A 23,765-nucleotide genomic window follows, 5' to 3' on the forward strand; every position below is an offset into this window, starting at 1 on the left:
CTATTGAAAAGAAAGCCTGTATGGTTGTCTGTAGGCTATGCCGAAAAAAAGTACATTTTAATAAAACCGCTTCAGGCATGTCTATTTATATAATGAAGGGAATGCTCACGATGCCCTTTAATTTTCAGGTAACACCCAGCGGTTTGCCTAAATTTGAGCCCAGTGTCGCCGTTAATTTGTTAAATCCGAATATTGTTGTGGCTGTCGCTGTTGACTTTAGTAGCGGGCCTCCGCTGATTGGGCTGTATCGTTCCTTGGACGCCGGGGCGAACTGGACGGATTCTTTATTGCCGATTCCACCAGGATATACAGGGGCAGAGGCAGGAATGGTAGCCTATCTGTTCCCGAATATTTTTATCGTATCCGCGCATGTATTTCCGGGAAATGAGAACGGGGCTATCGTGATCTATCGCTCTACGGACGATGGAGCCACTTTTGATCCTCCAGTGGTCATTAATCCGGGTTTTGGAGATTACATTAATAATGACTGGACTAATATTACGACGGATAATGCGGGGGCAAGTCCCTATCTCGGGCACGTCTATGTCACGTATAACCGCCAATATAATGTGGATTTTAATGCTCAATCTGCGGCGTTCTACCAGCGTTCCACCGATGGAGGACTAACTTGGGATCGACCGTTATTGCTTTCGAATATCCAATCTTCCACAGAACGACCTGAGCCCGCGGTCGACAAATATGGAAGTGTCTATGTCAGTTGGATTCGTACGGGTCCGCAAACACCGGCTTTTTTTATTCGGCGCTCCTTTGATGGAGGGGCAACTTTCAGCGGGGATATTCTTGTATCCAATATAACGCTAGTGCCCAATCCTTTGCCCGTTCCTGGTTATGACTTTCGCATATTGAATTTCCCCAGCTTGGCCGCGGACTGCTCGGGTGTGCCTTCCACAACAAATACGCTATATGCCGTTTGGCAGGACTTTGGTCAGGGATACAGCAATATTTTGTTGTCCAAATCAAGCGATTTTGGCGGTAGCTGGAGTGCTCCAATCATTGTGACCGACAGCCCGCCTGGCTCGCAAAATTTCTTTCCTGCGATTTCGGTGTCGCCCAAGACGGGACTGGTCGTTGTCGTGTACTATACCAATCGCTTGGACGGCTTTAATCTGGATGTGTTCGCCGCCGAGTCTGTCGATGGCGGCAACACCTTTACGAACAGTCGTCTCACAACGACCTCCTTTAATCCGAATGTCGGTGGAGGCGAATCAGAGCTGATCGGCGACTATATTGATGTAGCCATTTCGCCGCCGAATAGCTACATTTCCGTCTGGACGGATACGCGCACAGGCAGTTTAACGATTTTTGCCGGTGTACCGGGAGGTGGAGCCTGATGCCGAACGTACAGCTTACGCCTAACGGAAGGCTGGCGCAGGAGCCGAGTGTAGCTTTCAACCTGCTCGACGGTACCATTGTGTCTGCGGCTATCGATTTTACGACAGGGCCGCCGTTGACAGCGGTATACCGTTCAGGTAACGGCGGTGTCTCCTTCACACAGCAGATTTTACCGCTGCCAGCCGGCTATGTAGGAGCGGAATCCCATAGCGTCAGCTACGGTTTTCCCAACTTGTTTGTCATAGCCTGTCACGTATTTACCGCAGATGGCTTGAGCGGTACCATCGCTACCTATGTATCCAGAGATAACGGTAATACATTTGATCCGCCCGTGATTGCCCAGCGAGGGTATGGGACATTTGTCAACAATGTTGAGGTCAGCGTGAAATTTGATACTTCTCAGGTTAGCTCCTATACCGGAAACATCTATTTATGTTATACGCATCAGTACAATCCTGACTTTTTTGGCGGATCAGTCATGTTCTTCCAGCGTTCGCAGGATGGAGGAATCACGTGGGATACACCCGTGGTGCTCACCGCTGGCTCGAATCAGATCACACGGGGGGAAATCACCGTGAGCATTACAGGGGTCATTTATGTCGGGTACATTGTGACGAATCCGGTTAACCAATATCAGGTCATTGTGTCCTTCAATGGAGGGACAGCGTTCAGTTCTTCGCTGCCTGTATCTTCTGTTGTCCCGGTTCCGAGTCCGTTGCCCGTGCCCGGGTTTGGCTTCAATGTGTTGCCGATGGCCAACATTGCGGTGGATCGCTCCACTAGCCCGAATCAGGGAACACTTTATGCGGTCTGGCAGGATAATCGGGCAGGGTATGCGGATGTACTGCTCGCCCGGTCGGTGGACGGCGGATTAAGCTGGACTGCGCCGCAATCGGTGACAGGGGCCAGTGCCGGGGCACAGCATTTTTTCCCGGCTATTGATGTTTCGCCTGTGACCGGCGTGATTAAGATCGTATATTATACGAATCAAATAACGACCTCTTTATTAGACGTATTTGTGGCCGAATCAACGAACGGAGGGAATACATTTACGAACCTCAGAATAACAGATAGCTCCTTTAATCCTAACGGGATTAGCCCGGTTCCAGTCGTTACAATCGGTAATTTTATTGATGTAACGATCGTGCCGAATAACGGATTTTTTGCGGTCTGGACAGATGCGTTATCGGGTTTCCAGCAAATTTACGGAAGTAACGGAATGTAGCTCAGCGTACGAGACAGAGGAGGTGAGGCTGTTTTGAAAATTTTGTTGGCTACGTATTGGCCGATTCCTCATTTGGGTGGCGTATGGCCCTTTATGCTGCAGATTAAACGGAAACTGGAGCTACTGGGTCACACGGTAGATTTGATGGGGAACGGACCGGATACACCTAAATACCATATTGTTTTTGAAGATAGGGAGCTGCTCAAAGATCAACTGCTGCCCCTGCTGCATACGAAGCTGAATGAATCGGCTGTTCCTGTTTTACATTTGGATTCATGGGTGCAGACGGTGGAAAAGGATCGATACTGTATGGAGCTGGCAGCGGCGTATTTCGGGGTTGAGCAGTATGATGTTATTCACACGCAAGATGTCATTGCGACGCGTGCTCTAAGTCGGGTCAAACGTAAGGATAGTGCGTTGGTAGCGAATATTCATGGCTCGCTGGCTCGTGAAGTCATGATGGCTCTGGAGCGGGATCATGAGGAGGGGTACCGTGAGACGCTGATGTGGAAATATTATTGGGCGCTGGAGCACTATGGTGCTCTATCCGCGGATATTACCATTACGTCTACAGAATGGATGAAACAGACGCTTGTGCGTGAGTTCGAAGTGCCTGAGCAGCAGATTGCTACTTTCCAATACGGATTGGATACCGAGCACTTCTGGGAAGTCCACGCCCGGGGAACGGACATGGTACGACCTGAGGGAAAAAAAGTTATCATTTGTCCTTCACGGCTGGTCTATATCAAAGGGCTGCATTATTTAATGAGCGCTCTTGGCCTGCTGAAAGCAAGTCGTACGGATTGGGTTTGCTGGATTGTCGGGGAGGGAGATAAAAGGGAAGAGCTTCAAACACAGGCGAAGGAGCTAGGGCTGGAGGAAGACGTGGTTTTTCTGGGGCATCGTGAAGATGTACCTGCTCTTTTACAACTGGCGGACCTTTTTGTTCATCCGAGCATACAGGATAATCAGCCGTTTTCGGTCATGGAGGCGCAGATTATGGGGCTTCCGGCAGTGGTATCGGATGCGGGCGGACTGCCGGAAATGGTGAAGCATGAACACACCGGACTGGTCTCCCCGGTTGGCAATGTGGAGACACTGGCAGCTCATTTGCAGCATTTGCTGGCTCAGGATGAAGTGCGGATAGCTATGGGGAAGCGTGCCAAAGCATGGGGGACTGCACACTGGTCTCTGGATGTTATGATTGAACGGCTCGTGAATATTTATGGGCAAGCGCTGAATCAAGTACGTTGATTCAATAGTTAGGAGGGAGAGCATGACTTTTCCTGTTGTTGGGGACTTGTATAACCATATTTTTGAAATCCAGCAGTCGCACCCGGATCTGAAGGTCGATTACGCAATATGGAACCGAATTAACACCTCGTTGCCGGAAGATTATAAGCTGCCAGACGCTGACATTTTGGAACGTCTGAAACAACCCGCACCATGAGGGCACAGGCTCTATAAAAAGGCAGGTCGGGCTTAAAACTCCCACCTGCCTTTAGTTTATTTCAGCTCATTGTCCATCCAGGTTTTCGTCAATCTTCATAAACTGAGCCTCGAATGATGAGCGGCCCCGTAACAACAGCACGACGGTCAGCTGATTGTACGGTCAAGCAGTATACATAAGGCTCTGCCTGTTTTCCCGTTTCCTCATAGCTTAACTCGGCAAATCCCTCCTGATAACAGGAGTCCTGCAACCAATCCAGCATAGGTCCCTGCTCATCATTACGACGCAATCGAATATCCAGTTCTCCGATATCCCAGTTGAGCAGCGGATTTTCCCATGCCAAAGAGACTTCAATGACAATACGTCCTTCAGATTCACTTGCAGGAATGATCAATGTAGAGAGTACGCTCTCCTGTTCGGTGACCTGAAAAGGCAGTGCATATGTGCCTGCCTCAGCTTTATTTTGAACTGAATATTTCAACATACCTTCTTCCTCCTCTGCCCTTTCATTAGGGCGTCACGGTAAAATGACTGGCTGTGCGCTTAGCGACAATGTTCCCGTTTTCCACAAATTCAGCCAGGATAAACAGCGTTTCCGGGTTGTAAATACTTGTGACCACTCGCAGATAAAACGGATTTTGGGCTGCCTCCATATCCTTGAGTTCTAGCACGGAGCCTGCTTCGGGAGAAGGGCTCAATCGAAGGAGCTGCCGTCGGAAAACGCCACTGTCATTTCCCATTTCCAGCAACACATCGACAGCTCTCTTTTCACGATTGAAAAAGGTCACATGGCAGCTTTGTATATGGGCGCTATGGTAGGCGAGATGGTGATCGACGGTTAAAAGAAATACGGACATATGATGATGCCTCCTTGAATTCCGTTAGGTTACCAGCCTTAATATGATATGAAAAATAGCCGGGATTGGACTGGATAGTTGTACGCCTCTTTGACAAAAAGCGCATCGGTGTCCAACCCTTTTCGCCGTGCTGTGCATGTAATGTAAAGTGGAACAAACTACGGCCTGAAGTCCCTTTTCGACTACAGAAGAAGGGCCAAGCAGGATCTGAGGGAAGGTCGTATTAAAAAAGGAGGCACGGCTATGAGACTCGCACAGCTGGCAGGGGAATATGAAGCGGTCTTCAGTCTGGGACAAAACTGTACACCTGCCATTCAATTGGAAAAGAACCGTTTGCGGCCGTTTGCCGGGGTACTGGATTGGATGATGTCTGACACGCTGTCCGATGTGAACCGCTTGCTTGAAAATCGGTTTGCCGGATTTATGGATTTGCCCAATTTAAGTGTCGTTGGTACGAGCCAACTGAATTATATGGTCAGAGATATCGCTTATAATGTGATCTCGGTGCATGATTTTCCGCAGGAACGCAATACGTCCTCAGATCTGGTGACCTATCCCGAGTTCAGGGAAAAGATAGACCGTCGTATCGAACGTTTTTTTGCAAAAACACAGATGGCGAAGCGTAGCTTGTTCGTCCGTATGCTGGGAACCTATGAAGAAGTAGAGGAACTGGAACGTATTTTGTCAGGCATGGTAGCGAATGAATTTCGTTTGTTGTTGGTGAATTGTTCCGGTGTAACGGAGTTGACGGAGGTGGATTGGCAGCTTCCGCATGTATGCGCGGTGGAAATGCCCTTTGCCGATGTATGGAATTACAAGAGTGATCCGCACTGGCGTACTCTTTTTAAAGGGATGACCTTGTCTTCGGAAAGGGGAGGGCGTCGTGCTTGAGCGGTTGCAGGGGGATTATGATGCTGTATTCAGTCTGGGTGGACATTGCTTGCCTTCCATTCAGTTGGATAAAAACGGACTGCGTCCCTATGCGGGTCCGCTGGACTGGATGATTTCCGGTAACTTGTCACAGATCAGTCGCTTGCTGGACGCCCGTTTTGCCGGTTTTATGGATGTTGACAGTCTACGTGTCACGGGGCATGATTACGGCGAGCATAACTTCATGGTCGAGGATGCATCCTATGGGATTACAGCGGCACATCATTTTCCGGTTAGCCAGAATACATCGGAGCAGCTGACTTCCTACCCTGCATTCAAAACGACGCTTGATCGCCGCATCGCACGTCTACTGGATCAATTCACGCTTGCGTCCCGTCTGCTACTGGTTCGTCTCGGGGGCAGTCGGGAGCAAGCGGTGGAGCTACATGATGTGTTATTACAGAGGATTACACATGATTTTCGCTTGTTATACGTGGATTATACAGGGACTGATGGTGTGACGGAGCTGGATTGGGGGTTGGAACGGCTGGTTTCAGTGGAGCTGCCGCCTGAGGATATATGGAACGGTCAAGATGAGATGTGGCGTTATATGCTGGAAAATGTCAGGCTGCATGTCTGAGGTGCTGAGATTCCAGAGACACATTATAGATTGTCTTCGGCCTGTGCTTGTGCCTGCGCCAAGCTATAGGGAGTCGCATAACATGATGCGAAGGGAAGTCATATGCTTCGGTTCAAAAGGAGGGTGAGCTAGTGAAGGCTTTGGTCACCGGGGGAGCCGGATTTATTGGTTCTCAGCTGGTACGTGCGCTTGCTGATTCGGGCATCAGAGTGCATGTGCTGGATAATCTGACGACCGGGAATATGGCAAATGTGGACCCGCGCGCGGTCATGCATATTGCGGATATTCGCAGCTCTGAAGCTAGGACGCTGCTGATTCGGGAAAGCCCGGATATTGTGTTTCACTTGGCCGCACAGGCGGACGTGCAGCAATCCATCCATCAACCCGATGAGGACGCGGATGTGAATGTGTTGGGGACGATTCATTTGTTGCAGGCTTGTCACGAAGCAGGTGTGTCGAAATTTATATTCGCGTCAACATCTGGTGTATACGGAGAGTTGCAAAAGCAATGTATTCAGGAAGACGATCCCGTGGAGCCCATTTCAGGCTACGGACTGTCCAAGCTGACCGCAGAATCGTATATTCGACTTTTTTATCGGCTGTACGGCATGAACTACACGATTTTACGTTATGGAAATGTGTATGGTCCCGGTCAGGCCGCGAAGGGAGAGGGGGGTGTAGTTGCCCTCTTTATGGAGCGGCTGAAAAAAGGAAGCCCCTTGCTCATTCACGGCGATGGGACGCAAACCCGCGACTTTGTGTACGTCAAGGATGTAGTTCGAGCGAATATGGCGGCTATCCATGCAGCGGACCAACGCACAGTCCATGTAAGTACGGGGCGAACGACGTCCATTAATCGACTGGCCTACGATTTACTAAAACTGCATGGTTCGTCTGTCCGCCCTGTGTATTCACCAGCGCGAGCTGGAGACATTCACCATAGCTGTCTTAGTAACGCAGTCGCCAGACATTGGCTTCGTTGGGAACCGCTATACGGCATTTCTGCCGGATTACAGGAAACGTATGTGAGCAGTATGGGTTCAGGCAAAGAAGGTATGTCTTGATAAAAAGCGCGCGGATATCAAGAAAGAGACTGAGGAAATACTCAGCCTCTTTTTCATTTGAATAGCAATTAGATGTTCTCGCCAGCCAGCTTCAAGGCTTGATCCAGGACAGCTGCACCGTTTCCTCTACCATAAGCCAACGTGTCAATGACATCTACAGGGATACCATAGGGAGCTGCAATTTCGGTTACTGCCTTTTTACGCATCCGCACTTGAGGTCCGAGCAAAATAGCAATCACAGAATCTGTAACGGCGTCCAGCTCTTCCTTAATGGTGCTTTCGGGGATGGCTTCAATGTTCAGCTCTATGGATCTTGCTGTTGCTTCTTTTTTCATTTTAGAAACCAAAATGGATGTAGACATACCCGCAGCACATGCCAAAATAATTTTTTTCATATTTGAGCGCCTCCAGAATTCATTTTTAACTACTTGTACTCTTCATCCAGATCAGCAATAAATGAGCGTTCCTTGATCGCAGCTTGATACCAGTAGCCTGATTTCTTCAAATGCCGACTTCGATCATTGTCCAGGTTAATTTCCACCAGTCCATAGCGATTTTTAAAAGCATTCATAGGAGAAACGTTGTCTGTAAAGGCCCACAGCATATAACCTGTACAGTTGGAGCCCGCTTCTACAGCTTGTAATGTGTAGTATAAATGCTCAGTTATAAAGTCAATACGATAGTCGTCCTGAATGATGTGTTCCTCATTTTTGAAAGCAACTTCATTCTCAATGCCCATACCATTTTCTGCGACAAACCACTCGATATTGTGATATTCGTTCTTGATGCGCATTCCCATATCGTAAATGATTTTCGGATAAATCTCCCAGCCCCGTGACTTGTTCATTCTTTTACCCGGAAGATCGAAATGCTCATAGTAGTAAGAGGGGTGGAAGGGGGTGTTTTCGTTCCACGCTTTACTCTGTGCTTTGACCCGGTGGGGATAATAGAGATTGATCCCGACGTAGTCAACGGTATTTTCCTTAATCACTGTCAGTTCTTCCGTTGTAGCTTCAAATGCAATATCATGCTTGCTCATGAGATCGAACAATTCTTGCGGGTATTCGCCTTTAATAAGCGGGTCCAGAAATACTCGATTGTAAAATAAATCATACACATGTGCCGCATACTGGTCATGAGGGGCGCTTGATCGGGCATAAGTGACTTCGGGATTCAGAATAACGCCTATTTTAGCCCCGTGCTGACTATAGTTTTTTGCTTTGAAAAGCTGTACGCACTTTGCGGTAGCCAGCGTTTTATTATAATTCCATTGCATCCACTTCCGCGTATTTTGTTCATAGGGATAGCGAAGGGCATCTAGATAGACACGAGTCTGTACAACAATGGGCTCATTAAACGTAAACCAGTGCTTGACCCGATCGCCGTACCGTTCAAACACTTTTTCCGCATATTTTACAAACAACTCCACTACATGCTTGGAAGACCAGCCCTCATATTTGTCCAGCAGATAGGCGGGGACCTCATAGTGTTCCAGACAAATCATCGGCTCGACTCCGCTTGCAATCAGCTCATCAATGACCCGGCCCATATAATCCGCATACGTTTCATCCACCACTACATTCTCATAATCCGTTAAGAAGCGGGACCAATTAATAGAAGTCCGATAATGGGTTAAGCCAATCTGCTTCATCAGCGCAATATCTTCGGCATAGCGATTATAAAAGTCGGTTGCAACCGCGGGTCCATATCCGTTGTGCCAGACATAACGGTCATTTTTATACCATTGGTCCAGGAATGAGTCCTGACCTTCTTTTTTACCGCTCCAGCCCTCTGTCTGCCAGGCGGAAGCCGCTGCACCCATGATGAAATTCGGCGGAATTTGTATCGTATGTTTAGCCATGACATGTTTTCTCCTTTTCATTGTATAAAGAATGCGTTTTCAATTAATTGGTGTATTTCTATAGTAGCGCATTATTCAGTTGTTCGCTTGTTGGCAATTTTGACGAACGGGAAATAAATGATAATCGCTACCACAATACAAATGATCTGAGTTACGACAGCGCCAATGCTTCCACCTGTAGACAGGTAGGCATTAATAATAGGCGGAGTAGTCCATGGAACCATGACGACGGCTTTACCTGCAAATCCAAGCAACGTCGAAAAGTAACCAATCGTTCCTGTGATGAGCGGAGTAATAATGAAAGGGATAGCCATCAATGGATTTAACATAATCGGAAGTCCAAAAATGACAGGCTCATTAATATTAAACAGACCCGGACCCAACGAAAGCTTTGTAATTTCCTTCATATCCTCACGTTTGGAAGCGATCATAATACAAATCAATAGGGCCAACGTAATCCCTGAACCACCGATACTCATGTATACGTCCCAGAAAGGCATCGTAATAATGTTCGGAATGGGCAGTCCTTGCTCATAAGCAGTCATGTTGACAGTAATCGCTCCAAGTAGCAGGGGTTCACGAATGGGCTTTACCATTTGGTTCCCGTGAATACCGATCACCCAGAAAATTTGCGCAACCAACATCAGCACCAGTATACCCGGCAGTCCTTGTACCACGGTCTCTAGAGGTTTTTGCACCACGTTATAGACAGCATCGTACAGGTAGAGCCCCGTAAACTTATGGAAGAAAAATCCAAGCATCGAGAAGACAGTCACCGTAATGATGGTAGGAATGAGCGCGGAGAAAGAAACGGCCACATTGCTGGGAACACTTTCAGGCATTTTAATTTTTAGCTTATCAGACTTGCCCAGTTTGCTATACAGCTCAACGGATAGAATACTTATGAAAATACCTAAAAACAAGCTCTTGGTATCCGTAAATTGACGGGCTATGACATCCGTTACTTTTTGCATTTCTCCATTAACCATCAACTCTATCGTGGTTGGTGTCACAGATATAAAACAGATCACAGCCAGTAGCCCAGGGAAGAGATTTTTCTCTCCGTTAATTTTTCCTAGCTCCAGACCAATCATGAAAATAGCTAGGATGGTAAGGATATTCAAGCTGGCGTAGTTAATGCCCGAGAAAATCGGTTTGTACTCAGCCAGAAATGAGAACGGCTTAAAATGGGCCAAACCATTGACCGGGTCCATGACCATATTGGAAATCAGTACAGCAAAGGCACCGACAATAATAACAGGCATCAATGTGATAAAAGCTGATTTGATCGCTATAATATATTTAAAATTATTGATTGCATTTGCTACTGATGTGAGGCCATCGACCAGTTTGTCTTTGAATGCCATGGGATAGCGTCCCTCCCTCTACGATTTCGGTACGAATTGATCAATGCGTTCATACAAGTCTACAAACTCTGAGGCCATATCGCGAATGGTGATGGCATTCATCAAATGATCTTGAGCATGCACCATCATGACGGACATCTCTGTTTTTTCACCCGCTGCTTCCTTACGGATGATTCTGGTTTGAATTTTGTGGGAGGACACCAGTTCTTTTTTTGCTGAGGCTAATTCATCTTTGGCTTCCTGAAATTTCCCCGCCTTTGCAAGCTCAATCGCCTCCATGGCCGAGCTGCGTGCATTCCCTGCGTATAATATAATTTGGAATACAATCTCTGTATCATCCATGTCCTCCATGTTCACGTCGTGCTCTGTAGATTCATCATTATTCACGTGATCCTCTCTCCTTTCAATCATCTCGTCATATGGCTATTATAATTTGGAATCGCTTTCAACATAACGCACATTATTTCCTCTTCTTACCGGAAATAAATCGTTTTTCATACTCCTTATGTTCAACCATTTTTATGCAACACTTCTATGAATTCTGTATACGATTTGCAGCGAATAAGCTGTTGGACGAGCTGTTCATTATTTAAAAGTTCAAGCAAAATATGATACATAGTCTGTAAATCTTCTGATTTGGTACGCTGTATGCAGAGCATACAAATAAATTGTACTGGCTTGCCATCCCAGTCGATAGCTTTTTGTAATGTACAGATGGCCCAAAACGTAGAATCTGCGAAAGGTTCCATCGGATGCGGAATCGCGACAAAGTTGCCAAATGAAGTGGGGGAAACGGCTTCACGCTCTATTACAGATTGCAGCAGGGGGCCTTTTACAAGATCTGCTTCGTGTATTTTTTCGGCTATAAATTTAAGCACTTGGAGTTTGTTCTCAAACTTCTGCTGAAGAAAGACCAATTTTTTTCGTACATACTGCACAGCAGGAAGTCTGGCCTCAGAAATGGCTTGCTCAATTTTAGTAATATCGGAACCGCCTAAAAATGTATTCACATGGATCATGGGGATAGAAAGCGGTTCTGAGATGGGGATCGTGCTAATAACAAAGTCCAGTGTATCCAACGGCATTTGTTTCAGCTTATAAAATTCAGTGGTTCCCACGATATCCAACCTGGAACCGAAGACCGATTGAAGCTTGTAATACAGCAACTTTGCGCTGCCGAGTCCAGAAGCACATACGATCATACATCTTTTGGGCGCGTCCTCCATTTTCTTTCTTTCCATCGCGACTCCGATATGAATGGCTAAATACCCAATTTCATTTTCCTCGATGTGTATATGAAGCCGCTGCTTGATGACCTCCGCAGCAATGATACCTGCTTCAAAGGCAAGCGGGTAATTGGCTTTGATTTCATCCAGCATAGGATTACGTAAATTCATTCCGTATTGATAACGGTTGATCACCGGTTTGAGGTGAAGGCAAAATGCAATCAGCAATTCTTGATCGTTATGAATGTTCATCTTCAACTGCTGATCAATTTGGTCTAGTATTTCGATAGTCAGTTCGTAGATATCTTTATCAATGATCTTTTTAATCTCCACTTCATCCATATGCGCACTAACGACGGTCCTTACACCCAGCAGGTGCACAGCAATGTACGCAACTTCAACAAGTGGAAAGGAGTGCTCCATGTTTTGTTCCAAAGCAGATACGATCTCAGTCGCCACCCTAAACTCTTTTTGTGCTTCAATTTTTTTCATCTCTTGCGGATAATACGACACATACCTTTCTTCGCGAATACGCTTACATGCTATAGCAATATGAATGACCAGATTGTTCAGGGCAATGTCCGACAGCTGAATATCATGGATCTCGATACGATCCAGAATCACTTCTCTTATGAAATCCATCTCTTCGTTAGAGATTAGAGGAGGGGGGGACACCTGCTGCTCACCTATTTCATCTAACCTATTAAATATATAGTCGGAAATACAATAACGCAGCTTAGCCTCATTACCTTTGACTCGAATACCATGATAGGGTCTATTCTCCAGAGATAGTCCGTAAGTTGCCAGTAATTTGCGTACTTCTTTGAGGTCACTCTGTAAAGTAGATCGACTAACATACAGGATTTCAGCTAAATCATCAAGTTTGACATATGCGTTGGTAAGCAACAACTTTTTCATTAAAAAACGATTTCTAGCTTCAGAAGAATTCGCTAATGGATAGGGTACATTATTTTCATAATCCTTTAATTGCTTCAGCAGCTGATGAAATGCTTGTTCGTCCCGAACCTCTAACTTGTAGCCTGTTCCTTTAAGGGGTTTAACTGCTGCTCCATGCTTTGACAACAGCGCACCCAATTCCTTTAAATCCGTTCGTATCGTTCGAGAAGATACCTTCAATGAATTTGCCAAGTGTTCTCCGTTGACCATCTGTTCAGCAACCAATATACGAAGAATATCAAAAATACGCACAACGAGCCCCCTTTCTTAGCTGTTCTGATGAACAGTATACAACGGTTAGAGCGTAACCAAAAGAAGGATTGACAACAGCGTGAATCCTAGATGACCTTGACACACTAGCAGATTCAGCGATATAGTAGACACAATAAGTCTTTGATTGAGGTGTAGTTATGAAATTTACAAAAGCCACAAATTATGCGCTGCACACCATGCTCATGCTCGTTGCTGATTCGTCGGTTAAGCCGGTAGGTGTTCAGCAATTGGCCGAATCCCAAAATGTTTCACCAACTTATCTTTCAAAAATTTTGACGAGGCTTGTGAAGGCCGGAATGATCGAATCCGTTTCTGGAGCCAATGGAGGCTATCGCCTATCCCGTCATAAAGATGATATTACCTTTTTGGATATTATCCATGCCATTGAAGGTACGAATTCTTTGTTCGAATGTGATTTTGTCCACGGATCGGAGTGCCTGATTCAGGCTGTAATGAGGGAAGCAGAGGAGAAAATGGAACGACATCTAAAAAATACGAAATTGATCGATTTGGCGCAAAAGCAAACACAAGTGTAAAAGGTAGCGATTTTATATAGAAAGAGGGTGGTTGCCAGTTATGTAAAACGTTTTTTTTGGTTTCATCGAAGACATAAGGAGTCTTTAATATCTTTGAAGAGGAGTTGGGTGTTATGCTATACGATTGCGCTATTATTGGCGGAGGGCCCGCTGGGTTGAATGCAGCCCTCGTGCTGGGCAGGGCAAGGAGAAGTGTGGCTTTGATTGATAATAATCGGCCCAGAAATGCGGTTACGCATGCGTCGCACGGTTTTATTACAAGAGACGGCGTAACGCCAGCCGAGTTCCGACGTGTAGCTTATGAAGAAGTACTGCGTTATCCGTCTGTCCATCATTTGCAAACCGAGGTTGTTTCGATTACGAAAAACGAATCCGGATTTGAGGTGCTTGATTTGTCAGGCCTTTGCGTTCAAGCGCGAAAATTGATATTAGCGACGGGCGTAAAGGAGATATTTCCCGAGATCGAAGGTTTTTATCCGTTATACGGGAAAAGCTTGTTTAATTGCCCTTATTGCGACGGCTGGGAGCTGCGGGATCAACCGCTTGTCCTCGTCTCTGAATCGGCGGCTATATTTCATACAGCCAAATTGCTCCTTAACTGGAGTAAGGATTTGATCGTCTGTACGAACGGTCATGCATCCCTGTCCGAAGAGCAAAAGGAACGGCTTCATTCGAAAGGAATCGTGGTAATGGAGCAACCTGTTGCGGCGTTCATCGGTCACAATGGAAAGCTTGAGCACGTGCGCTTTACGGATGGCACTCAAGTCCCGAGGATCGGCGGCTTCGTGACTCCCCAGTTTGTACAAAGTGCACCGTTTGGAGAACATTTAGGCTGTGAAAGAACGGAGTCGGGCGGGATCAAGACGGATGAAGCGGGGAGAACCTTCATACCTGGTGTATATGCTGCTGGGGATTCATCGTATTTCATGCCTTCTCAGTTGATTTTTGCGGCGGCCGACGGCAGTCGAACCGCTGCGAGCGTAAATATGGATTTGACAGAGGAGGATTTCAACGAATGAGGAGAAATTGAAAATGTCGAATATGCAATTGGATGATTAAAAAAAAGGCCGCCTATATGGCGGCTTTATTTTAAAATCATAGAGACAGTAAGCAATAATAAACCAATGATCATAGGTCATTTCAAGGCTAAACAAGATCTTCTTTCAATAACCTCTGTATTCACAAGAACCTGAGTATGATGCCCCTGATGATTGTTAAGCCTCTCCATAAGCAAGTTTACAGCAGTTCGAGCCAAAATATCCTTTTTCACATGAATGGTTGTGAGTTCAGGGCTAATGACCTTGGCCTCATGTATATTATCAAAGCCCATGATGGAAATTTGTTCAGGCACTCGAATGTTCATTTCCTGAAACGTTTTAATGGCACTGATCGCCATATAATCATTTTCGCAAAATAGGGCCGAAGGTAGCTCATTCAATTCATGAATAGCTGTTTTAAATGCGTCCTGTGACATCACAAGCATGGGATGCATATCAAATGTAAGCCCATTTTCTATGGAAAGATTGTGCTCCTCTAAAACCGCCATAAACCCTTCCTTTCGTTTTTTAAAGTTAAGAATTCTGGTACTGGATTGTACGTATCCTATCTTTCTGTGTCCTGACTGAATTAAATATTGGCCTGCCTGATACCCACCAAGATAGTTGTTAATAGATACGAAACTGGCATCGACGTGTTCAAAGCAGGTATCCAAAATCACGATATTGGAATGAATGGATTGTATGGAATGAATAATCTCGGAAGTTAAGTTGGTGCCAAGCAGAAGTATGCCTGAAGAGGGCTGATCTTTTTCCAAACCAGATAATTCTTCTTCGAGGCTATGGCTATCAAAAGACGAAAAAATCAGGGTGTTTCCATGTTCTCTTACCTGATTGGTAATATGATGAATTAATTCATTGAAAAATGGAAGTGAATCATAATGCTCTGTTACGATGTCTGTATTTTTACAGGCCACAAAGCGTATCACATGATGATTTTTAATAACTTCCTTGCCTGTCTTCATGGTGCGTGGTTTATATCCATGCTCTTGGGCTATTTTTAGAATTTGCTCCTTGGTTTCTTCACTGACTCCGGGTTTGTTATTAAAAGCAAGAGAGACAGCAGATTTCGAAACACCTGCAAGCCTTGCAATATCATCAATTTTCAATGTGGAACCCCCTATTGAACTAAACTACATAAATTATATCATTACTCAGCAAGAAAGTTTAGGCTATAAACTAAACTAAACTAAACTAAATAAATAAAAATAAAATTTGTTGACCTTATATGATTTATAGTGTTAATATTCAAGTGTAAAGCGCTTTAATTTAGTTTATTTGCGAAATAATCATATATAAGTTTAGCTATTTATTTAGTTTTGTTTAGAGGAATTTGTGAATACAGCAAGAGAGGAACGGTGATTCATTTGAGTTTAAACATTGCTGAAAATCAAAGAAGTTTTACAAAAGAGGAAAAACCTTTTTTTTATTTGGCAGATACGGTTTGGAGTGTATTTACCAACGCTACGATAGAAGAGTGGAGCGATTATCTTGACTATCGGAAAATGCAAGGTTTCAATGTGTTGCAAATCAACATGCTCCGACAATGGGACGCAAGTGAATCGGATTTGAATCTACAGCCGTTTCCAATACTGGAAAATGGGGATTTCGACTACCATACATTAAACGAAGCTTATTTTGATCGGGCAGAAATCATGTTGAAAGTGGCTATAGAGCGTGGATTTGTTCCGGCACTGGTTTTGTTGTGGTGTAACTATGTGCCGGATACATGGGCTGAAATGTTCCAAAAGGGTAATAAAATGCCGTTTGAATGCGTTGAACCCTATGTAACGTACATCGTAAACCGTTTTTCTCCATTTGATCCTATTTTTCTGATTAGCGGGGATAGTGATTTTCCAACCGAACGTGCCAATTCCTATTATTTAAAAGCACTAGAAATTGTACAACAATTAAGCCCGGCAAGCTTAACTACGCTGCATATTCAAGGGAGATTGAGAGAAATTCCTCCAGCCTTTGAGAAACACAAGGGTCTTGGATTCTATATGTATCAATCAGGACATAATTCCGAGTTTCAGCATGTAGCCCATGAGATTGCTCAACATTTCTATCATAAGCCAGATATACGGCCTGTCATTAATGGGGAGCCATGTTATGAACAAATTAGTTACAGCCGCAATGTGTATGGCAGATACACAGCACTGGATGCCAGAAAAGCAGCATGGCAAAGCCTCCTTGCAGGCGGGGGTGCGGGAATCACCTACGGAGCGCATGGCATTTGGAGCTGGCACAAGCAAGGAAAGAAATTCGGCATTGTAGAAGGGGAAGGATTCGATAGTCCCTATGATTGGAGAACAGCATTGCGATTTGAGGGCGCATGGGATTATTCCTTTATTAAATATTTGTTTGAAATGTATAACCTGATTGGCGTAAAGCCGCTGGATATTGTTTTAAACAAGACAGAGGAAATCAGAGCTGCGGGGAACGAGAATTCCGTGATCTTGTATGTCCCATTTAACACGAAGGTACGACTAAGTATCAACGTGCAGGATTACAAGTTTACAACGATTGATTTAGCCGGGAAGCGGTTTGCCCAAACCGATGTGTCCGTCCAAAAGGATCAATCGGTACTAGACATGCACAGCTTTGAAAGTGATGTTGTCATCATTGGAACGAAATAAAAATAGAGAAGAATGTGGATGGAGTGAAGCAACATGTGGAAAATCAGTGTTATTGGAACGGGATATTGGTCGGAGAAACATATAAAAGCATGGCAGTTTATCTCGGATGCAGAAATCAAAGGTTTTTGTGATCAAAATAAAGGCTTACTTTTTGAAAAAGCAGCTCAATTCCATATACCTACTGAACATTGTTATACCAGCCTGGAGGAGATGCTAAGCGAAGCGGATATTGATGTCGTGGACATCATTACACCTCCTGAGACACATCTGGAACTGGTTAGACTGGCGGCCGCAGCCGGAAAACATATTATGTGCCAAAAACCTTTTGCATGTTCTGTGGAGGAAGCTGAGCAGATTGTAGATATTGCTGAAGCAGCAGGAGTCAGACTTATGGTGACGGAAAATTGGCGTTGGCTTGAACCTTTTCAAATTATAAAAAAATTGCTGGCAGACAACATCGTTGGGAATATGAATGTTATACGTTATACACATACCGATTTTTATTCGCCAAGGTTTGCCCCGGAAAAAGAGCTGCCGCAGCCATTTTTCAGAGATATGCCCAAGCTCTTGTTTTATGAAATGGGAGTTCATTGGCTGGATACTTGGCGTTTCTTATTCGGTGAACCTCAGCGTTTGTATGCGGAAACCAAGCGGGTCAGCCCATACACACAGGGAGAAGACACGGGCATTATCATGTTAGGTTATGAACATTATTTTGGTCTTATGGATATGAGTTGGGCGACTCGTAGGGAGCTGAATGGGCAGCTTCCAGAGCAGGTCCTTCCCGATCATAAAGAACAGCTGGTGATTGAAGGCGATGAGGCCACCCTAAAACTGTATAACACAGGTAAATTATCTCTCATTAATAATCAGGGAGTCGAAAAAGTATTGGTTGAAAAGACTGAATTAAACTATGAGGAAAGCCATAAAAAGCTACAGGCTCATTTTATAGATTGCCTCAACACGGGAAAAGAATTTCAAACGAGTGGTCACGACAATATCAAGACCCTTCAGCTTGTATTCGACACCTATGACAGCGCAGAAAATCATAAAGTTCATGTGTATTAAGAGGCAACAGGATGTCCATTAACGATATTGTGATGTATGTTATCGCTCTTTTTTTAGTGCTGGGTGCATTGGATCAATGTTTGGGAAATCGCTGGGGTTTGGGACAAGCCTTCAACAATGGGCTCATGACCATGGGCTCTCTTGCTCTGGTCATGATAGGAATTGTTTCCTTAGCTCCTGTACTGGCCTCATGGTTGATCCCCATGGTTTCACCGTTATATGTGGCAATGGGTGCCGATCCGGCATCCTTTGCTAATACGATATTGGCAGTAGATATGGGAGGATACGCACTTGCGGCAGAAATGGCGCACAGCCAGCAAGCGAGTTTGTTTTCCTGGGTTTTTCTGGGGACCATGTTTGGCCCAACGCTCGTATTTACGATTCCGGTTGCCCTCGGCATTTTGGGAAAAGAAGATCATCCATATTTTGCAAAAGGTATCTTGATCGGTATCAGTACAATTCCCGTTGGCTGTTTCATAGGGGGAATGACCGCCGGATTTGACGTGATGATAATTTTAAAAAATCTGATCATTCCCATGCTCCTCTCCATAATCATTATGCTGGGATTACGTCTATTTACGGAGCTTACGATCCGATTGTTCAAGTGGTTTGGTAACGGCATTCGGCTTCTATCCCTTGTCGGTTTGGTAGCGATTGGGGTCGAAACCTTAACCGGATTTGTGATCATTCCCAATATGGCTCCGTTGTCTGTCGGTGTACAAACGGTTGGAACGATTGCTATTGTATTGGCGGGTGCATTTCCGTTCGTTGCATGTATTACAAAAATATTCAAAAAACCGCTTGAACGGGCAGGATGTTTGCTAAACATAGATCCATCGGCTACTGCGGGTCTGGTAGCTAGTCTTGCTCATAATATTCCTACTTTTACTTTAGTTAAAGAAATGGAGCCCAGAGGAAAAGTGATCAGCATTGCTTTTGCTGTCAGTGGATCTTTCGTTCTGGGAGGACATCTTGGCTTTGTAGCAGGAATGGACAAGAGTATGGTGATTGCCATGATCGTAGGTAAACTTGCAGGCGGGATCAGTGCCGTAATTGTTGCAGTTATTGCACATCCAGCTACTACGAATAGAAAAATAGAAAGCGCATCCAAGAAGGAGTGAACATGATGGATCATAAAAAACAGCCAAAGAAGTATTGAATGCCGTGGGCGGAAATGAAAATGTGAACAGTGTCATTCACTGTGTCACTCGATTGAGATTTAAATTGAAGAATAATCAATTGCCAGATAAAGAAAAGATCAAGCAGATTGACGGTGTCATTACCGTTGTGGAAAGTGGTGGCCAATTTCAGGTGGTCATCGGGAATGAAGTTCCCAAAGTGTATGAAGCTCTTTTGGATACAATGGGAGTAAAGCATGGAGATCAAATGGCTGAAGACGATCAAAAAAATGAAAAAGCGAGCTTATTCAGCCAATTTGTCGATGTAATTTCAGGTGTGTTTATGCCCGTTGTAGGTGTGCTCGCTGCTGTGGGGATTCTAAAAGGACTATTGGCCTTATGCACATCCCTGGGCTGGATGACTGATCAGATGGGCACGTATAAAATTTTATATGCGACAGCAGACGCTATGTTTTATTTCTTTCCAGTTATTCTAGGGTTTTCAGCAGGTAAAAAATTTGGAGGAAACCCGTACCTGTCTGCTGTTTTGGGGGCCGCCTTGGTGTATCCGACCATTACTTCCGCCTTTACGGATAAAACGGCGCTGTCCTTTTTGACCATACCTGTCGTTCTGATTAATTATACTTCTTCTGTTATACCTATCATTATTGGGGCGTTCTTGGCAGCTAAGGTCGAAAAAATGATAAGTAAGTATGCACCTGCCTCCATTAAAATGTTCATTGTGCCGTTTCTGACCTTGGTCATCATATCACCGATTGTTTTTCTGGTTGTCGGGCCGATAGCAACTTTAATCAGCGATGGGTTAGCCAAAGGCTCCATGTGGATTTACCAGTTAAGTCCGGCTGTAGCTGGTCTCGTTCTGGCTGGATTCTGGCAGGCTATTATTATCTTTGGTCTACATTGGGCGTTTATTCCAATTCTCTTGAATAATGTAGTTACGAACGGGTTTGATCCGATTAACGGTATGTTATTCTGTACTACGTTTGCCCAAACAGGTGCAGCTTTTGCCATCGCTTTGAAATCACGGGACCCTAAATTAAAACCCATCGCCACTTCTGCCACAATTGCGGGTTTGATGGGAGTTACTGAACCCGCTATTTACGGGGTTACGCTACCCGCCAAAAAACCGTTTATTTTAGCCTCGATCGCTGGAGGTATAGGAGGAGCTGCAGCAGGCTTACTCGGCTCAACGGCATATGGATTTGCTTCAGGCGGCATTTTTGGTATACCTCTATTCATTAATCCAAAAGGCATGGATGCAGGCTTCATCGGCTTTATCATATCTTTGGTTGTAGCTTTTGTAGTCGCCTTTATTCTGACCTATCTTTTCGGTTATAAAAATGCAAAACCTGCGTCTGAAATTAAGGTTGCAGATGAAAACAAAGAGGAAGAAAAAACGGTGTTCAGTCCTCTACATGGTGAATTGATTCCTTTAACCACAGTGAAAGATGAAGCCTTTTCCAGTGGTGCGATGGGTCAGGGAGCCGCTATTATCCCGAAGGAAGGGGTAGCCTATGCTCCGTTTAACGGAACTGTTGTTACCGTTTTCAAGACAAAGCACGCCATCGGGCTTATTTCTGAGGACGGAGTTGAACTGCTCATTCACATTGGAATAAATACGGTCAGCTTGAAAGGAAAACACTTCACTTCCTTTGTATCTGAAGGAGATACGATTCAAAAAGGGGACAAGCTGGTTGAATTCGATCCCAAAGCTATAGAGGATGACGGATATGATATTACCACATCCGTCATTGTAACCAATACAGCCGTGTACACGGATATCTTAGTTGAAGATTCCAAGGATATTCATACAGGAGACCGCTTACTAAAGATTAGATAGATTCGAAATATTCAGCAATAAAAAGGAAAGTCGTAAAGCTGACGATGGCCCGTGTGTAAAAAGGGTTGTCGTCAGCTGTTTTTTAGTTACCTCACACCCAGCGTGTTCATCATCTGCCGGAAGGAGCGTACATATTTATCCGGTGCCAACAGACTAACGATTCGCTCCAGCCCTTTCCTGCGGATAGATTCGCGTTGAGGTACGTTGTTCATCAGGTCTAGTCCTTGCAGTATCGCCTGCAAGATGTCTCCGTGCTGATAAAATTTACCGGTTTCGTTGTGGTCAATGAATGCTCGTACTCCGTCTGAATCAGAGCTTAATACCGGGCAACGACAGGCCATCGCCTCAGCAACCGCATAACCGAAGCCCTCCACCAATGAGGTCGATAGCAGGTAGCCACCTGAGTCGCCAATCATGGAATAATACAGAGGCATTTTGGCATGAGGCACGCTTTTAAAACGCTCGATCACCGAGGACATGCCAAGCTGAGCAAGCATGTTCTCGAATTGTATTTTATCCTCCGGCTGTGACAATGTTTCATCATAAAACATCCAGATTCGAAGATCGGTACGGTTCTGCAGCATCCAGTAAGAAATGTCGACAAAATGCCTCCAGTTCTTGTTGGGCTCTAGCCGCCCAACCCAGGCAATAACCGGATTAGCTGGAGGAGTGTTAGGTACATAATTAAATACGCTGGTATCCAGCACGTTTGGAAACACATAGCGATTAAGCCATGGACACATGGTGGAGAAAAGATTCACTAAATGAGTCGTATCTGGCAGGAGCACTGCATCGGCGTAATTTTGAAGATACGGAACTGCATCTGCAACAACCCAAGCCGCTTCTTCGTGAGGGCCAAAGCCCTGCGATTCATAGATCAATATCCTCTGATAGCCCAACATTCGCAATCTGGGGAGCATGGGGTAGTCCGAAGAGACGATAATTGCATCGTAGCGATGAGTCTCCACCAGTTTTCGAATTTCTTCTTCAGAGGAAGTTGTGAACACTGGAATATCGCCGTGCAGGTTTTGCATCCCTGTACCCTGCTGATAATAGAGAAGATGACATTCGATCCCGTCCTGAATGAGCGCTTTACAGCGCTGGCGGTTCAAGGTTTCTACGCCGCCGCTGGGTATATAAAAAGTAAATAGAACTTTGATCTCAATAACCTCCTTTGCCAACCACAAGCTCTTATACCAAGTTATTCAACCTACAGGACGGGGTGTGGGTTCTATGGAAGCCTGGCTCGAATCAGCGCATAATTATGGCTGAGGCGAGGATCTTCCGGGGAATGCTCTGTTGCTTTTCTCGCAAATTCACAAGCTTTGTGTAAAAGGCCTAACTCGTAGCAAGCGAGGGCACCAAGATCATACAGTGTGGCGTCCCAGCAAAAATCCTCTTGCATGTACGTATCCGGTCGTGTTGAAATACGCAACGCTTCTTCAACCATATGATAGACAGCGGACCAGTTCCGAGTATGATAGGCCAGTTGAGCCATTTCCGTGTAAGGTTCACGTAAATACGGTGCTTCCGCAATAGCCCGGTATAACCAACGTGTTGCCTCCTGCCATTGTTCACTTGCTTTATAGGCTCTAGAAATAAAGCGCATCGAAGCGCTGCGTTCATCTGCCCAGCGTGCCTGCGGCATGGCCAGATGTTGTTGCAGTGTAGCAATGCACTCGTCCCAACGGCCATGATACATATATTCCCGCCCCAAGTAATGCATGTTGCGGTCATCCTCGGGAAACTCGCGCACAGACTGCTCCAGCAGTGGCAGGTATTGGCTGCGGGACTTGTGCGGATCGGGATCATGATACAAGCAGAGCTGGTCGGATCGGATGCTGCGTTCTTCACCCTCCCCGATATATTCAAGCACTTCGTGAACGGGGCGTACCCAGCGGTACCCGTGACGAGTGTGTATTTTTTCTTTCCAGAACCATGTATAAACGGTATCTTGCCCAGGCTGTCCATGTGTAAAGGCATATAGCATCCGGGTAGTTCCTTCCTTCCAGTTGCGTTCCAGCCGCGACCGCCAACCGTCCTCCCAGACTTCGTCCAGATCCGTACAGACACAAATATCTATATCATCAGGGACCAGCCGTAGGGACTCATTGCGAGCTTTGTCAAAACGCCAAGGAGTTACCTCTATACGATGCACCTCTGCACCCGCTTCGCGTAGCAGGGAAACAGTATCGTCTGTAGAGCCGGTGTCCACTACAATGACAACATCGGCTTCCCGCATGGTGCGCATCCAGCGTTTGGCGAATCGGGCTTCATTTTTGCTGATGGCATAGACCGCTATTTTGTACCGATTCGATTGTGGCATTTCGCTTGCTCCTCCTTTG

23 protein-coding genes are annotated in these 23,765 nt (G+C 45.4%); 13 read left to right on the forward strand and 10 right to left on the reverse strand.

Annotation, left to right across the window (positions count from 1 at the left end; genetic code table 11):
- Window positions 1-110: 110 nt before the first annotated feature.
- Genes AC5ELV_RS15015 through AC5ELV_RS15030 form a run of 4 tightly spaced genes read left to right on the forward strand, consistent with a single transcriptional unit; the run spans window position 111 to window position 4,028 of the window.
- Window positions 111-1,352: a sialidase family protein gene (locus AC5ELV_RS15015; protein WP_493430818.1), complete on the forward strand. Its 1,242-nt coding sequence runs from the start codon at window positions 111-113 to the stop codon at window positions 1,350-1,352.
- The gene (locus AC5ELV_RS15020; protein ID WP_220025943.1) at window positions 1,352-2,578 is read left to right on the forward strand and encodes a sialidase family protein; all 1,227 of its coding nucleotides are present in this window, start codon (window positions 1,352-1,354) and stop codon (window positions 2,576-2,578) included. Before AC5ELV_RS15015 ends, AC5ELV_RS15020 begins: the two co-directional genes overlap by 1 nt.
- A 33-nt stretch (window positions 2,579-2,611) precedes the next feature.
- Window positions 2,612-3,832 carry a glycosyltransferase family 4 protein gene (locus tag AC5ELV_RS15025; RefSeq protein ID WP_493430819.1) on the forward strand — a complete coding sequence of 407 codons (1,221 nt, stop codon included), beginning with the start codon at window positions 2,612-2,614 and terminating at the stop codon, window positions 3,830-3,832.
- Between the two features lie 22 nt (window positions 3,833-3,854).
- Window positions 3,855-4,028, forward strand: a complete 174-nt coding sequence (locus AC5ELV_RS15030; protein ID WP_493430820.1) for a hypothetical protein — start codon at window positions 3,855-3,857, stop codon at window positions 4,026-4,028.
- A gap of 88 nt (window positions 4,029-4,116) precedes the next feature.
- On the opposite strand, the gene AC5ELV_RS15035 is transcribed toward AC5ELV_RS15030, so the two are convergent.
- Both AC5ELV_RS15035 and AC5ELV_RS15040 read right to left on the reverse strand, forming a co-directional pair.
- On the reverse strand, window positions 4,117-4,512 hold the full coding sequence (locus tag AC5ELV_RS15035) for a hypothetical protein (RefSeq protein WP_493430821.1): 396 nt from the start codon (window positions 4,510-4,512) through the stop codon (window positions 4,117-4,119).
- A gap of 25 nt (window positions 4,513-4,537) precedes the next feature.
- Window positions 4,538-4,885, reverse strand: coding sequence for a hypothetical protein (locus AC5ELV_RS15040; protein ID WP_307353341.1), 348 nt, complete (start codon window positions 4,883-4,885; stop codon window positions 4,538-4,540).
- A gap of 243 nt (window positions 4,886-5,128) precedes the next feature.
- Here AC5ELV_RS15040 and AC5ELV_RS15045 point away from each other — a divergent pair, with 243 nt between their 5' ends.
- From AC5ELV_RS15045 to AC5ELV_RS15055, 3 genes are all read left to right on the forward strand, one after another.
- A complete protein-coding gene (locus AC5ELV_RS15045; protein WP_254329199.1) occupies window positions 5,129-5,776 on the forward strand; it encodes a DUF1796 family putative cysteine peptidase in 648 nt (215 codons plus the stop codon).
- A complete protein-coding gene (locus AC5ELV_RS15050) occupies window positions 5,769-6,395 on the forward strand; it encodes a DUF1796 family putative cysteine peptidase (RefSeq protein ID WP_493430822.1) in 627 nt (208 codons plus the stop codon). The genes AC5ELV_RS15045 and AC5ELV_RS15050 overlap by 8 nt, the downstream gene beginning before the upstream one ends.
- 131 nt (window positions 6,396-6,526) lie before the next feature.
- Window positions 6,527-7,459 carry an NAD-dependent epimerase/dehydratase family protein gene (locus tag AC5ELV_RS15055; RefSeq protein ID WP_493430823.1) on the forward strand — a complete coding sequence of 311 codons (933 nt, stop codon included), beginning with the start codon at window positions 6,527-6,529 and terminating at the stop codon, window positions 7,457-7,459.
- 68 nt (window positions 7,460-7,527) lie between these two features.
- Here the strand turns inward: AC5ELV_RS15055 and AC5ELV_RS15060 are convergent, their stop codons facing one another.
- From AC5ELV_RS15060 to AC5ELV_RS15080, 5 genes are all read right to left on the reverse strand, one after another.
- Complete coding sequence (locus AC5ELV_RS15060; protein WP_250240211.1) at window positions 7,528-7,854, reverse strand: PTS sugar transporter subunit IIB; 327 nt, start codon at window positions 7,852-7,854, stop codon at window positions 7,528-7,530.
- Window positions 7,855-7,883: 29 nt separating this feature from the next.
- Window positions 7,884-9,320: a glycoside hydrolase family 1 protein gene (locus AC5ELV_RS15065; protein WP_493430824.1), complete on the reverse strand. Its 1,437-nt coding sequence runs from the start codon at window positions 9,318-9,320 to the stop codon at window positions 7,884-7,886.
- A gap of 71 nt (window positions 9,321-9,391) precedes the next feature.
- The gene (locus tag AC5ELV_RS15070; protein ID WP_493430825.1) at window positions 9,392-10,687 is read right to left on the reverse strand and encodes a PTS sugar transporter subunit IIC; all 1,296 of its coding nucleotides are present in this window, start codon (window positions 10,685-10,687) and stop codon (window positions 9,392-9,394) included.
- Window positions 10,688-10,705: 18 nt separating this feature from the next.
- The gene (locus AC5ELV_RS15075) at window positions 10,706-11,029 is read right to left on the reverse strand and encodes a PTS lactose/cellobiose transporter subunit IIA (protein ID WP_250274013.1); all 324 of its coding nucleotides are present in this window, start codon (window positions 11,027-11,029) and stop codon (window positions 10,706-10,708) included.
- Between the two features lie 167 nt (window positions 11,030-11,196).
- A complete protein-coding gene (locus tag AC5ELV_RS15080; protein ID WP_493430826.1) occupies window positions 11,197-13,122 on the reverse strand; it encodes a BglG family transcription antiterminator in 1,926 nt (641 codons plus the stop codon).
- A 158-nt stretch (window positions 13,123-13,280) separates the two neighbouring features.
- Between AC5ELV_RS15080 and AC5ELV_RS15085 the strand changes: the two genes are divergently transcribed.
- On the forward strand, window positions 13,281-13,679 hold the full coding sequence (locus AC5ELV_RS15085; protein WP_493430827.1) for an Rrf2 family transcriptional regulator: 399 nt from the start codon (window positions 13,281-13,283) through the stop codon (window positions 13,677-13,679).
- Between the two features lie 113 nt (window positions 13,680-13,792).
- Window positions 13,793-14,698 carry an NAD(P)/FAD-dependent oxidoreductase gene (locus tag AC5ELV_RS15090; RefSeq protein WP_493430828.1) on the forward strand — a complete coding sequence of 302 codons (906 nt, stop codon included), beginning with the start codon at window positions 13,793-13,795 and terminating at the stop codon, window positions 14,696-14,698.
- A 116-nt stretch (window positions 14,699-14,814) separates the two neighbouring features.
- On the opposite strand, the gene AC5ELV_RS15095 is transcribed toward AC5ELV_RS15090, so the two are convergent.
- Entirely contained in the window at window positions 14,815-15,843 is a 1,029-nt protein-coding gene (locus AC5ELV_RS15095) for a LacI family DNA-binding transcriptional regulator (protein ID WP_493430829.1), read from the reverse strand.
- Window positions 15,844-16,092: 249 nt separating this feature from the next.
- Here AC5ELV_RS15095 and AC5ELV_RS15100 point away from each other — a divergent pair, with 249 nt between their 5' ends.
- Genes AC5ELV_RS15100 through AC5ELV_RS15115 form a run of 4 tightly spaced genes read left to right on the forward strand, consistent with a single transcriptional unit; the run spans window position 16,093 to window position 21,420 of the window.
- Window positions 16,093-17,373, forward strand: coding sequence for a glycoside hydrolase family 140 protein (locus tag AC5ELV_RS15100; RefSeq protein ID WP_493430830.1), 1,281 nt, complete (start codon window positions 16,093-16,095; stop codon window positions 17,371-17,373).
- Between the two features lie 33 nt (window positions 17,374-17,406).
- Window positions 17,407-18,441 carry a Gfo/Idh/MocA family protein gene (locus AC5ELV_RS15105; RefSeq protein ID WP_493430831.1) on the forward strand — a complete coding sequence of 345 codons (1,035 nt, stop codon included), beginning with the start codon at window positions 17,407-17,409 and terminating at the stop codon, window positions 18,439-18,441.
- Window positions 18,442-18,452: 11 nt separating this feature from the next.
- On the forward strand, window positions 18,453-19,562 hold the full coding sequence (eutH, locus tag AC5ELV_RS15110) for an ethanolamine utilization protein EutH (protein ID WP_493430832.1): 1,110 nt from the start codon (window positions 18,453-18,455) through the stop codon (window positions 19,560-19,562).
- Window positions 19,563-19,605: 43 nt separating this feature from the next.
- Window positions 19,606-21,420, forward strand: a complete 1,815-nt coding sequence (locus AC5ELV_RS15115; RefSeq protein WP_493430833.1) for a beta-glucoside-specific PTS transporter subunit IIABC — start codon at window positions 19,606-19,608, stop codon at window positions 21,418-21,420.
- Window positions 21,421-21,506: 86 nt separating this feature from the next.
- On the opposite strand, the gene AC5ELV_RS15120 is transcribed toward AC5ELV_RS15115, so the two are convergent.
- Both AC5ELV_RS15120 and AC5ELV_RS15125 read right to left on the reverse strand, forming a co-directional pair.
- Entirely contained in the window at window positions 21,507-22,601 is a 1,095-nt protein-coding gene (locus tag AC5ELV_RS15120; RefSeq protein ID WP_493430834.1) for a glycosyltransferase family 4 protein, read from the reverse strand.
- A gap of 50 nt (window positions 22,602-22,651) precedes the next feature.
- A complete protein-coding gene (locus AC5ELV_RS15125) occupies window positions 22,652-23,746 on the reverse strand; it encodes a tetratricopeptide repeat-containing glycosyltransferase (RefSeq protein ID WP_493430835.1) in 1,095 nt (364 codons plus the stop codon).
- Window positions 23,747-23,765 lie beyond the last annotated feature (19 nt).

It is taken from the genome of Paenibacillus sp. NMA1017, assembly GCF_058895805.1.